This window comes from Burkholderia sp. PR2, assembly GCF_052372875.1.
Classification (GTDB): Bacteria; Pseudomonadota; Gammaproteobacteria; order Burkholderiales; family Burkholderiaceae; genus Burkholderia; species Burkholderia diffusa.
Genome location: NZ_JBQRWH010000001.1, coordinates 1,449,483 through 1,462,399, shown reverse-complemented (window position 1 = coordinate 1,462,399; position 12,917 = coordinate 1,449,483). Strand labels below are relative to the sequence as shown.

The 12,917-nt window shown below is 67.9% G+C and carries 9 protein-coding genes; 8 read left to right on the top strand and 1 reads right to left on the bottom strand.

Annotated elements, in window-relative coordinates:
- Positions 1-19 precede the first annotated feature (19 nt).
- A complete protein-coding gene (locus ACT2FV_RS06305; protein WP_059598795.1) occupies positions 20-343 on the top strand; it encodes a hypothetical protein in 324 nt (107 codons plus the stop codon).
- A 47-nt stretch (positions 344-390) separates the two neighbouring features.
- Here the strand turns inward: ACT2FV_RS06305 and ACT2FV_RS06300 are convergent, their stop codons facing one another.
- On the bottom strand, positions 391-1,215 hold the full coding sequence (locus ACT2FV_RS06300) for an IclR family transcriptional regulator (RefSeq protein WP_059598796.1): 825 nt from the start codon (positions 1,213-1,215) through the stop codon (positions 391-393).
- Positions 1,216-1,399: 184 nt separating this feature from the next.
- Between ACT2FV_RS06300 and ACT2FV_RS06295 the strand changes: the two genes are divergently transcribed.
- The 7 genes from ACT2FV_RS06295 (at position 1,400) to ACT2FV_RS06265 (ending at position 12,904) form a co-directional block, all read left to right on the top strand.
- The gene (locus tag ACT2FV_RS06295; RefSeq protein ID WP_444503475.1) at positions 1,400-3,055 is read left to right on the top strand and encodes a GMC family oxidoreductase; all 1,656 of its coding nucleotides are present in this window, start codon (positions 1,400-1,402) and stop codon (positions 3,053-3,055) included.
- A gap of 128 nt (positions 3,056-3,183) precedes the next feature.
- A complete protein-coding gene (locus ACT2FV_RS06290) occupies positions 3,184-4,488 on the top strand; it encodes an MFS transporter (protein WP_444503474.1) in 1,305 nt (434 codons plus the stop codon).
- Between the two features lie 488 nt (positions 4,489-4,976).
- Positions 4,977-6,392 carry an NAD(P)/FAD-dependent oxidoreductase gene (locus ACT2FV_RS06285; RefSeq protein WP_444503473.1) on the top strand — a complete coding sequence of 472 codons (1,416 nt, stop codon included), beginning with the start codon at positions 4,977-4,979 and terminating at the stop codon, positions 6,390-6,392.
- 180 nt (positions 6,393-6,572) lie between these two features.
- Positions 6,573-7,994: an amino acid permease gene (locus tag ACT2FV_RS06280; protein ID WP_124904467.1), complete on the top strand. Its 1,422-nt coding sequence runs from the start codon at positions 6,573-6,575 to the stop codon at positions 7,992-7,994.
- 223 nt (positions 7,995-8,217) lie between these two features.
- Entirely contained in the window at positions 8,218-11,154 is a 2,937-nt protein-coding gene (locus tag ACT2FV_RS06275; protein WP_444503472.1) for a molybdopterin-dependent oxidoreductase, read from the top strand.
- Between the two features lie 16 nt (positions 11,155-11,170).
- On the top strand, positions 11,171-11,917 hold the full coding sequence (locus ACT2FV_RS06270) for a 4Fe-4S dicluster domain-containing protein (RefSeq protein WP_124904463.1): 747 nt from the start codon (positions 11,171-11,173) through the stop codon (positions 11,915-11,917).
- Positions 11,918-11,956: 39 nt separating this feature from the next.
- Positions 11,957-12,904, top strand: coding sequence for a dimethyl sulfoxide reductase anchor subunit family protein (locus ACT2FV_RS06265; protein WP_124904461.1), 948 nt, complete (start codon positions 11,957-11,959; stop codon positions 12,902-12,904).
- Positions 12,905-12,917 lie beyond the last annotated feature (13 nt).

Below are 12,917 nucleotides of genomic sequence, written 5' to 3'. Positions count from 1 at the left end.
GATTCGCTGCCGCCTCGCCATGGACAAGCTCATTTCCTATATCGCCGCGATCCACGGGCTCGCGGGCCCGGTGTCGATCGTGTCGCATGCAACGTCGCACGAGCGCTGGACCGACGACGATGTCGAGGTCACGCGCGACGAAACCGAATACCGCTTCGACAACGGCGCGATCGTGCGCCGCTCGGTCGAGCAGGACCGCGCGCCGTCCGATCTGCTGTGCGCCGAATGCTGGATCGACTACGACGTGCTCCGCCATCCCGATGCGCAACCGATCGGCCCGACGCGGATGACGTTCGACAACGCATGCCGTGAAACCTTCTGGCTGCGTTATCACCTTGCGTGACCGCGTGACCGCGTGACCGCGTGACCGCGTGACCGCGCACAGCCTCGTCAACCTGGCGGCGCGCCATCGCTCGCATGCAACAGCGGCGCGAGCCGCGTAGCCGCCTCCCGCATCTTCGGCACGTTCTCCAGCAAATCGTTGAGCGTCGCGCGCGCGGTCGGCGCATGCACGGCGAGCGCCGCGAGCACGCGACCGCTTGCGGCGTCCTTCACCGGCACTGCAACTGCCACCATTCCGCGCACGAATTCCTCGTTGTCGATCCCGACGCCGCGCGCCGCGAGCCGGTCAAGCTCGGCCGCGAGCAACTGCGCGTCGGTCAGCGTCCGGTAGGTCATCTTCTTCAGCGTGAGCCGCGCGAGCATCGCGTTGCGCTCCAGCGCATTCATCTGCGACAGGAACAGCTTGCCGCTCGCCGTGCAATGCAGCGGCACGCGCATGCCGGGCCGCATCTCGAGCCGCAGCGGCTCGGTCGTCTCGACGCGTTCCACATACAGCACCGTGTCGCCATCGAGCGCGGTGAGGTTGCAGGTTTCGCCGAGCACGTCGACGAGCGCACGCAGCACCGAGCGGCAGCCGCGCGTGAAGGTGTTGTTCGACAGCGCCGCGAGCGCGAACTGCGCGGCGCGCGGGCCGAGCGCGATGCCGCGGTCGTGGCCGCGCGAGTCGGGCATGTGGATCACGTAGCCGCGCGTTTCGAGCGACTCGATCAGGCGCAGCAGCGTCGCCTTTGGAATGCGCAGCCGCGCGGCGAGCTGCGACAGCGTGTACGGCTGCCCGGCCGACGCGAGCGCTTCGAGCACGGCGAGGGCGCGCAGGACGCGCGCGTCGTCGGCGAGCGCGCCATCGGGCGGCGCGGGGGCGGTTTCGCGCATGTGTCTCCTCCGTGGGGATCGGCGTGCGTCCCGGGATGGTGTGCGATGGAAATGAAACGAATTGAACGGTTTTTGTACCACATTCGCGCCGTGGACAATAAATCGGCTTGTATGCGTTCCGTGTGCTCAATAAATTTGGACAAAACATACCGGATTTTTCCAATACCCCGGGACGGAGACACGTATGACACGCAGCTTCGACTATGTGGTGGTTGGCGCGGGATCGGCCGGTTGCGTCCTCGCCAACCGGCTGTCCGACGGCGGCCGCCATACGGTGTGCCTGCTGGAAGCAGGCCCCGCCGACAACTACATGTGGATCCACGTGCCGATCGGCTACGGCAAGACGATGTTCCACCCCGTGTACAACTGGGGCTTCTACACCGATCCCGATCCGAACATGCACAACCGCCGCCTGTACTGGCCGCGCGGCCGCACGCTCGGCGGCTGCAGCTCGATCAACGGGCTGATCTACGTGCGCGGGCAGCAGCAGGACTACGACCACTGGGCCGCGCTCGGCAATCGCGGCTGGAGCTGGCGCGAGTGCTTGCCGTATTTCCGCAAGCTCGAACACAACACGCTCGGAGAGGGGCCGACACGCGGCACCGGCGGCCCGCTTTGGGCGTCCGTGATCCGGCAGCGGCACGAACTCGTCGACGCGTTCGTCGCCGCATCGAACCGGCTCGGCGTGCGCACGGTCGACGATTTCAACACGGGCGACCAGGAAGGCGTCGGCTATTACCAGCTCACCACGCGCAACGGACTGCGCTGCTCGACGGCTGTGGCCTACCTGAAGCCCGCGCGCGGGCGGCCGAACCTGCATGTCGAAACCGATGCGCAGGCGCTGAAGGTGCTGTTTGACGGCGCGCAGGCGTCCGGCGTGCGCTATGTCCAGCATGGCAAGGTTCGCGAGGTGCGTGCGTTGCGCGAGGTGATCCTCGCGGCCGGCGCGCTGCAATCGCCGCAACTGCTGCAGGTGTCGGGCGTCGGGCCGGCCGCGCTGCTGAACCGCCACGGGATTCCGGTCGTCGCCGATCGCGCGGGCGTTGGCGAGAACCTGCAGGATCATCTGCAGATTCGTCTGATCTACGAAGTAACGAAGCCGATCACGACCAACGACGAACTGCATTCGTGGGTCGGCCGCGCAAAGATGGGGCTGCAATGGGCGCTGTTCCGCGGCGGCCCGCTCGCGATCGGCATCAACCAGGGCGGCATGTTCTGCCGTGCGCTGCCGGACGAATCGGCGACGCCCGACATCCAGTTCCATTTCTCGACGCTGTCGGCTGATTCGGCGGGCGGCAGCGTGCATGCGTTTCCCGGCTGCACGTATTCGATCTGCCAGCTGCGGCCCGAATCGCGCGGCACCGTGCGAATCCGCACCGACGATGCGCGCGACGCGCCGTCGATCCAGCCGAACTATCTCGACACCGAGCGCGACCGCCGCACGACGGTGGCCGGCGTGCGCTTCGCGCGGCGCGTCGCGGCGGCCGAGCCGATGGCGCCGCTGATGAAGCGCGAGGTGCGGCCGGGCGCGGACGCGCAGACGGACGACGAACTGCTCGAGTTCTGCCGCGAATACGGGCAGACGATCTTCCATCCATCCGGCACCGCGAAAATGGGCGTCGCGAGCGATCCGCTCGCGGTCGTCGACGAGCGGCTGCGCGTGTACGGCACGCGCGGGTTGCGCGTGGTCGACTGCTCGATCATGCCGACCCTCGTATCGGGCAATACCAACGTGCCGATCGTGATGGTCGCCGAGAAGGCGTCCGACATGATCCTCGAGGATGCACGCGCGGCCGATCGCGGCCGCAGCGCTGCACCGGCCGCCGAGGCGCTCGCGTAAGGCATCGCCGCTCATCCACCCGCGCGGCCCGTGCTCCTGCGCCCGGACGGCCGCCGCGCGTTTATCGATGCCCCCGCCGGCACGGCGCCGGGGCAGGTTGCGGCGCATCCTTACCTGGAGAAGCTCGCATGGCAATCGATTCCCGGGTCGTCCGACGCGTGGCCGCAGCCAGCGTGATCGGCGCGACCGTCGAGTGGTACGACTTTTTCCTGTACGGCGTGGTCGCCGGCATCGTGTTCGACAAACAGTACTTTCCGGCCGGCGACGCGTTCGTGTCGACGATGCTCGCGTATGCGACGTTCGCGGTCGGCTTCGTCACGCGGCCGCTCGGCGGCCTGCTGTTCGGCCATCTCGGCGACCGCGTCGGGCGCAAGTCCGCGCTGATCCTGACGATGCTGATCATGGGTGTGTCGACGGCCGGCGTCGCGTTCCTGCCGACCTACGCGCAGATCGGCATGTGGGCGCCGGTGCTGCTGCTGACGCTGCGCGTGCTGCAGGGCATCGGCCTGGGCGGCGAGTGGGGCGGCGCGGTGCTGATGGCCTACGAGTACGCGCCGCCGCACCGGCGCGGGCTGTATGCGAGCCTGCCGCAGATCGGGCTCGCGATCGGGCTGTGTCTCGCGGCCGGTGTGGTCGCGGCGCTGTCGCGTGCGTTGCCGGACGCCGCGTTCCTCGCGTGGGGCTGGCGCGTCGCGTTCGCGGCATCGCTGCTGCTCGTCGCGGTCGGCTTCTACATCCGCATGCGCGTGGCCGATACGCCCGAATTCGTCGCGCTCAAGCGCCAGCGGCGTGATACGAAGCTGCCGATCGTCGAACTGCTTGGAAATTATCGGCAGGCGATCCTGCTCGGGATGGGCGCGCGGTATGTCGACGGCGTGTTCTTCAACGTGTTCGCGGTGTTTTCGATCGGCTACATGACGCGCAACCTGTCGATCTCGCGCGGCGACGCACTGCTCGGCGTGATGAGCGCGGCGGTCGTGATGTGCGTGTTCATCCCCGTGTTCGGCAGCCTGTCGGACCGGCTCGGCCGCGCGCGTGTGTACCGGTGGGGCGCGACCCTGTGCGGGCTGTCGGTGCTGCCCGCATTCTGGCTGCTGCAGACGCAATCGACGAACCTGCTCGCCGTGTGGCTCGCGCTGGTGATCCCGTTCGGGATCTTCTACGCGATGGCCTACGGGCCCGAAGCCGCGCTGTTCGCGGAGCTGTTCGACGCGAACGTGCGTTATACGGGTATCTCGTTCGTCTACCAGGTGTCGGGCATCTTCGCGAGCGGCCTGACGCCGATCGTCGCGACCGCGTTGCTGCGCGTGAACGGCGGGGCGCCGTGGCTCGTCGGGGTTTACGTGATGTTGTCTGCACTCCTGTCGATCGTGTCCGCGCGGGCGATCGAGAAGCGCGGCGGCGTGGCCGGCGTCGCGGCGCGCGCGATGTGATGGCTGGCAGGGTGGATGGGGTGGGGTGCGGCGCGGGGTCGTATCGGCGGCGCGGTCGTCGGTCGGTGCCGCGTCCGTGCCGCTGACCGTTGCCGTCAGCCGGTCAGCCGGTTGTCCGATGCGGCGCGCCGTTCGGCGTCCCGGTTGCCTCGCGGTGCCGCGCCCGCGCCGCGATCGCAGCCGATCGTCGCCCACCGCCGGTCGCCCGCTGTTGTCCGCCACTCGGCCGCCCGCGCGCTGGTCCAAGCGAATCCGGTCCACTGGCCCTACCTGTGAAAAATCGGCCTGCCTACACTTTCCTCGACAGATCGCCGCATTGAAGCATCTGCACACGATCGACCCGAAGAGAACGATCAGGAGACAGGCATGACCAACACGCAGTCGGCAGCATTCGCCCGTGCGGCGAGCGCGCGCCCCGCATCAGTCAGTCGAATCGCCTCGTGCGCCCGTTGCGGCGCGGCGGGCACGCCAGCGTCGGAGGTATGACCATGTCGACCTCATCCATCGAACGCACCGCGAGCGCCTACGCCGGCGGCCGGCCGAACGATACGCGTTACGACCCGACCTACGATCCGCTCGTGTCGCCGGGGCCCGGGTGCGGCAAGCAGTACGCGCCGACCTACTGGGTCGCGACGGCCGGCACCCCGCCGCCCGACGACGGCCCCGTCACGCGCGATCTCGATGTCGACGTCGCGATCATCGGCGCCGGCTATACGGGCCTCGCGACCGCGCTGTGCCTCGCGCGGGACCACGGCATCAAGGCCGTCGTGCTCGAAGCCAACCGCACGAGCTGGGGCTGCAGCAGCCGCAACGGCGGGCAGGGGCAGAACGCGTCGGGCCGGCTGTCGCGCTCGCAGTGGATCGAGCGCTGGGGCAAGGACGTCGCGCTGAAGATGCATGACGAGATCCTCGAAGGCTTCGAGCACTTCAAGTCGCTCGTGTCGGAAATCGACTGCGACCCGCAGCCGGGCGGCCATTTCCTGATCGCGCACCGTCCGCGCATCATGGCGAAGCTCGCGGCCGAGGCGAAGGTGTGGAAGGACGTGTTCGGCTATCCGTCGGAGCTGCTGAGCGCGGAAACCTTCCGCCGCGAATTCATCAACGACCACGAGGCGGCCGGCGCGCTGCACGAGCCGGAAGGCATCGGCATCCATGCGCTGAAGCTCGCGTTCGGCTACCTGCGCCTCGCGCGCGAAGCCGGCGCGAAGGTGCATACGAGCAGCCCTGTGCTCGGCTTCGAGACGATCGACGGCGTGCATCACCTGCGCACGCCCGGCGGCGTCGTGCGGGCCCGCGCGGTCGGCATCGCGACCGGCGCGTACACCGCGCAAACGCTGCATCCGTCGCTGCGCAGCAAGGTGATGCCGATCCTGTCGAACTCGATGGTCACGCGCCCGCTCACCGACGCGGAGATCGACGCGTGCAATTTCCGCACGACGCAGGTGCTGACCGACACGCGTACGCTGCGCTTTTACTACCGGTTCCTGCCCGATCGCCGTCTGCAGATCGGCAGTCGCAGCGCGATCACCGGCGACGATGCGCCGAACCCGCGTCATCTGGAATTGCTGAAGGAAGGGATGGCGCGCAAGTTTCCCGCGCTGCGCGGCGTGGAGATCGATTATTCATGGTGGGGCTGGGTCGACGTCAGCCACGACATGATGCCGCGCGTGTGCCAGCCCGACCCGCGGCAGTCGGTGTACTACGCGCTCGGCTACGGCGGCAACGGCGTGTCGTACTCGCAGCAGGCCGGCCGCAGGCTGGCCGAGCAGATCGCGGGGAAGGGCGCACGCCAGACGCTGCCGATCTTCACGTCGCCGCTGCCTGGCCACCCGTTCGCGCCGTTCCGGCGCATCGGGCAGCGGATGCTCTACCTGTCGTACTTCAGGAATGACGAAAAGCCCTGAACGCAGTGCTCATCGCCGGGCGTGACGTAACCCGCGCCGGGCTGTCCAACACAATAAAAGCAACAGAAATCCGTGCGGCCGGGGCTGCAGGCGCCCCTGCACGCGCCGTCGCCGGCGGCGCCCGCGCTCACCCGACGGTGGCAAGCGGGCGGCGTCCGGACAACTGGATATGGAGAAGACATGCAACCCTCGAACCAGAGTGACCTGAAGTGTGGGCTCAAGCAGCGCCACATGACGATGATCGCGCTTGGCGGCGTGATCGGTGCCGGGCTGTTCGTCGGCAGCGGTGTGGTGATTCAGCAGACCGGGCCGGCCGCGATCCTGTCGTTCCTGATCACGGGCGGGCTCGTCGTGCTCGTGATGCGGATGCTCGGCGAGATGGCCTGCGCGATGCCGGCCGTCGGTTCGTTCTACGAATACGCACGGCTCGCGTTCGGCAACTGGCGTGGGCCCGGCAAGATGGCGGGCTTCCTGACCGGCTGGATGTACTGGTATTTCTGGGTGATCGTCGTCGCGCTCGAAGCGGTGGCCGGCGCCAAGCTGATCCAGTTCTGGCTGCCGGATACACCGGCGTGGATCATCAGCCTGGCGCTGCTGGTCGTGCTGACGCTCACGAACCTGATCTCGGTCGGCAGCTACGGCGAATTCGAATTCTGGTTCTCGTCGATCAAGGTCGGCGCGATCATCGTGTTCCTGTTCCTCGGCGGCCTCTACGTGCTCGGCCTGTGGCCCGCGTCGATGCACACGACGGCCGTGCTGCCGACGCTGCTCGGCCACGGCGGCTTCATGCCGCTCGGCATCGGGCCGGTGATGAGCGGGGCGGTCGCGGCCACCGGGTTCTACTTCGGCGCTGAAATCGTTACGATCGCGGCGGCCGAGGCCAAGGAGCCGGCGAAAGCGGTTGCGAAGGCCACCAATTCGGTGATCACGCGCGTGCTGGTGTTCTACGTCGGCTCGGTCGCGCTCGTCGTCGCGCTGGTACCGTGGAATTCGCATCAGATGGCCACGCCGTACGTGAGCGCACTCGAAGTGATGGGCCTGCCGGCCGCGGCCAACGTGATGAACGCGATCGTGCTGACGGCGGTGCTGTCCGCGCTCAACTCGGGCCTCTATGCGGCGTCGCGGATGCTGTTCGCGCTGACCCGCCACGGCGACGCGCCGGCCGCGCTCGCGAAGGTCAACAAGCGCGGCGTGCCGGTGCGCGCGATCCTGCTCGGCACGGTGTTCGGCTACGTGTCGGTGGTGATGTCGTACGTGTCGCCCGATACCGTGTTCGCGTTCCTCGTCAATTCGTACGGCACCGTCGCGCTGTTCGTGTACGTGCTGATCGCGTTCTCGCAGCTGCGCCTGCGCAAGCGTCTCGACCCGGTGGCCGCCAGCAAGCTGCGCGTCAGGATGTGGGCGTACCCGTACCTGACCTGGGTCGCGATCATCGGCATGGTCGGCATCCTCGTCGCGATGGCGTTCATCCCCGACCAGCGCAAGCCGCTGTGGCTCGGCGTCGCCAGCCTCGGTGTGCTGGTCGTCGCCTACGGGCTGACGCGCCGCAGCCGCCGCGAGCATCTCGACGACAGCGAACTGCTCGCCTATCCGCCGCGGTAATGCGCGGCCACGCATGACGCCGAAGGCCCGGCATGCAAGCCGGGCCTTCGCGCATGCGGCTGCCGGCCCGATCCGATGGATTGCTGGCGCAACTATCGGGCCGGCCGATAGCACCGATCAGAGGATGCGACTTTATGTCGGCCGTGTGCCGGCATAGCATGAATGACCGATTCACGGGTGCGCCCCGGCAGGGCGCGCCCTCATTCGCGAACGAGGACAGACGATGGAACATCGGGCACGCGAGCGCGACGAGCAGGCCGAGATCAAGACGACGACGTGCTACATGTGCGCATGCCGCTGCGGCATCCGCGTGCACCTGCGCGACGGCGAGGTGCGCTATATCGACGGGAATCCCGCGCATCCGCTGAACCAGGGCGTCATCTGCGCAAAAGGTTCGTCGGGCATCATGAAGCAGTATTCGCCCGCGCGGCTCACGCAGCCGCTGATGCGCAAGCCGGGCGCCGAGCGCGGCGACGCGCAGTTCGAGCCGGTGTCGTGGGACGTCGCGTTCGACGTGCTCGAAAAGCGCCTCGGGCACCTGCGCGCTACCGACCCGAAGCGATTCGCGCTGTTTACCGGCCGCGACCAGATGCAGGCGCTCACCGGCCTGTTCGCGAAACAGTTTGGTACGCCGAACTATGCGGCGCATGGCGGATTCTGCTCGGCGAACATGGCGGCCGGGATGATCTACACGATCGGCGGCTCGTTCTGGGAATTCGGCGGCCCCGATCTCGACCACGCGAAGCTGTTCTTCATGATCGGCACCGCGGAAGACCACCATTCGAATCCGCTGAAGATCGCGCTCGGCAAGTTCAAGCGCGCGGGCGGCCGCTTCATCGCGATCAATCCGGTGCGCACCGGCTACGCGGCAATCGCCGATGAATGGATTCCGATTCGTCCCGGCACCGATGGTGCGCTGTTCATGGCGTTGATGCACGAACTGATCGCGCGCAACGCGTTCGACCTCGAATTCGTGTCGCGCTTCACGAATGCGGCCGAGCTGGTCGACCAGCGCGACGGCGCCGACACGTTCGGGCTGTTCGTGCGCGACGCCGGCGCGCCGGAGGTCAACGCGCTGTATCCGCAGAACCGGATGTGGTGGGACACGAAGACGAACCGCGCGGTGCTGCATCACACGGAAGGCGCGGAGCCGGCGCTCGACGGCCGCTATACGCTCGACGACGGCACGCCCGTCGCGCCGTCGTTCACGCTGCTGCGCGAACAGGTGGCCGAGTGCACGCCCGAATGGGCGGCCGACATCACCGGCATCGCGGCCGACACGATCCGCCGCCTCGCGCGCGAGATGGAGACGGTCGCGCGCGAGCACGCGATCGAGCTGCCGGTGCGCTGGACCGATTCGTGGGGCAAGGAGCACGCGTCGGTGAAGGGCGTGCCGATCGCGTTCCATGCGATGCGCGGGCTCGCCGCGCATTCGAACGGCTTCCAGACGATTCGCGCGCTCGCCGTGCTGATGTCGCTGCTCGGCACGATCGACCGGCCGGGCGGCTTCCGGCACAAGGCGCCGTATCCGCGCGCGGTGCCACCGTCGGCGAAACCGCCGAACGACCCGGCGCAGATCAGGCCGAACACGCCGCTTGCCACGGGCCCGCTCGGCTGGCCCGCTGGCCCCGAGGACCTGTTCGTCCATCCGGACGGCACGCCCGCGCGGCTCGACAAGGCGTTCTCGTGGGAATACCCGCTCGCGGTGCACGGGCTCATGCATTCGGTCATTACCAATGCATGGCGCGGCGATCCCTATCCGATCGACACGCTGCTGATCTTCATGGCCAACATGGCGTGGAATTCGTCGATGAACACGACGGAAGTGCGCAAGATGCTGGTCGACAAGCGCGACGACGGCGAATACCGGATTCCGTTCCTCGTCGTGTGCGATGCGTTCGCGTCTGAAATGACGGCGTTCGCCGACCTGATCCTGCCCGACACGACTTACCTCGAACGGCATGACGTGATGTCGGTGCTCGATCGGCCGATCTCCGAATTCGACGGGCCGGTCGACTCGGTACGCGTGCCGGTCGTGCCGCCGACCGGCGAATGCAAGCCGTTCCAGGAAGTGCTGATCGAGCTCGCGAGCCGGCTGAAGTTTCCGGCCTTCACGACGGCGGACGGGCAGCGCAAATACCGCGACTATCCGGATTTCGTCGTCAACTTCCAGACCGCGCCCGATTCGGGCACCGGCTTCCTGATCGGCTGGCGCGGCAAGGACGGCGACAAGGCCGTCGTCGGCGAGCCGAACCCCGACCAGTGGAAGCGTTACGCGGAGAACAACTGCGTGTACCACCACCGGTTGCCGGAGCCGCTGCAGTACATGCGCAACTGCAATGGCCCGTACATGCAGTGGGCGGTCGACAACGGGATGCGCAAGTTCGGCGTGCCGATCGTGATCCAGCTCTACTCGGACGTGATGCAGAAATTCCGGCTCGCCGCGCAGGGCCGCACGTCGGGACGCCAGCCGCCCGATCATCTGCGCGAGCGCATCGCACGCTATTTCGATCCGCTGCCGTTCTGGCATCGTTCGCTCGAAAGCGGGCTGACCGATGCGAGCCGCTATCCGCTCGCGGCGATCACGCAGCGGCCGATGGCGATGTACCACTCGTGGGATTCGCAGAACGCGTGGCTGCGGCAGATCCACGGCGAGAATCATCTGTTCGTGAACCCCGTGACGGCCGCCGCGCAGCAGATCGACGACGGCGCGTGGATCTACGTCGAATCGCCGTGGGGCAAGGTGCGTTGTCGCGCGCGCTACAGCGAGGCCGTCGAGCCCGGCACCGTCTGGACCTGGAACGCGATCGGCAAGGCAGCCGGCGCGTGGAACCTCGGGCCGCAAGCGGGTGAGTCGCAGCGCGGCTTCCTGTTGAACCACGTGATTACCGACGAGTTGCCGGATGCGGCGCGCGACGGCGCACGCCTGTCGAACTCCGATCCGGTCACGGGGCAGGCCGGCTGGTACGACGTGCAGGTCCGGATCTTTCCGGCCGAAGCCGATGCGGCCACGACCTTGCCGCAGTTCGCGCCGATGCCGGCGCTGCCGGGCACGCCGCGCGTGCTGCAGCGCGTGCAGGCATATTTCGCGGGAACCGGCGCATTCGCCGCGCGGCTGCGGCGCGCGACGTCGGCCGGCCCTCAGTCTGACGACCGCTGATCGAAGGAGCGCAACCATGACCCAGATGGCCCTCGTCATCGACCTGAACGTATGCGTCGGCTGCCATGCCTGCGTAACGAGCTGCAAGGAATGGAACACGTCGGGCGAAGCCGGCAGTCTCGCCGATCTGCGCCCGTACGACGACGATCCGTCCGGCACGTTCTTCAACCGCGTGCAGACCTACGAAGCGGGCGTGTTCCCGATGACCGACACGATCCACTTCCCGAAATCGTGCCTGCACTGCGAGGATCCGCCGTGCGTGCCGGTATGCCCGACCGGCGCGAGCTACAAGCGCAAGTCGGACGGGATCGTGCTGGTCGACTACGACAAGTGCATCGGCTGCAAGTACTGCGCGTGGGCGTGCCCGTATGGCGCGCGCGAGCTCGACGAAGGCCGCAAGGAGATGACGAAGTGCACGCTGTGCGCGGACCGCATCGACAACGAAGCGCTGCCCGAACGCGACCGGAAACCGGCCTGCGTGCTCGCCTGCCCGACGTCGGCGCGGCTGTTCGGCGATGTGCACGATCCCGAATCCGACGTGTCGCGTGCGATCCGCGAACGCGGCGGCTATGCGCTGATGCCCGAATGGGGCACGCGACCGTCGAACCATTATCTGCCGCGCGTGAAGACCGAAGCGTCGTGCGGTTGCGGGAGTAGCGGCGGGTGCGGCAGCGCGTCGAACGGCCGTGACGAGGACGCGTCGTTCGAAGCCCGCGCGGCGCGCGGCGACATCGATCTCGTGTCGCTCGCGACGCAGCGCTGAGCGCAAGGCCCTTCATTCATACGAAAAAACGGAGTTTCCATGCGCCCAGCCTTTTCGGTCGTTTTTCTCACCACGCTGTGCGGTGCCGCACAGGGCCTGCTGCTGACGCTCGTGACCGTCGAGGCACTTGCGCGCGCGGCGGGCGTCGATATCGCTGCGTCGTTCTACGTGACGGGTGCCGCGCTGTCGGTCGTGCTCGGCGTGCTCGGCCTGTTCGCGTCGTTCTTCCATCTCGGCCACCCCGAGCGCGCATGGCGCGCGATCGCGATGTGGCGCACATCGTGGCTGTCACGCGAATGTATCGCACTGCCGATGTTTCTCGCGTGCGCGTTCGCGTATGGCGCGGCACATCTGTTCGGCTGGCCCGGCACGTTGCTGATCGGCGCTGCGGGCGCGCTCGCAAGTGTCGTGCTGTTCGTGTGTACCGCGATGATCTACGCGTGCCTGCGGTTCCTGCAGGAATGGGCGAGCCCGCTGACGCTCGTGAACTTCGTGCTGCTCGGCTGCGCGTCGGGCTGCACGCTGGCGACGGCTTGCGCCGCGTGGCTCGCGCCGGCGCTGGTCGGCCGGCTCGCCGTGGCCGCGTGCGCACTGACGCTCGCCGGTGGCGTGGCACGGCTCGCGTCGCTTGCGCGCAATGCCCGGTTGCGGCCGAAGTCGACCGTGCAGAGCGCGACCGGGATCCGCCATGCGAAGGTCGAACAGAAGTCGCGCGGCTTCACGGCCAGCGCGTTCAATACGCGGGAGTTCTTTCACGGGCAAGGCAACGGCACGCTGCGGGCAGTGAAGGCCGGCTTCCTGATCGGCGCGTTCGCGGTGCCGTTCGCGCTGACCGGCGCGGGCGCGCTCGCGCCGACGTCGGTCGCGGCGGCCGTCGCGCTCGGCGCCGCGTTCGTGATCCAGTATGCGGGGCTGGTCGCGGAACGCTGGTTCTTCTTCGCGGATGCGCGGCATCCGCAGAACATCTACTACCAGCGCGCGTCATGACGTTGCGTGCGCG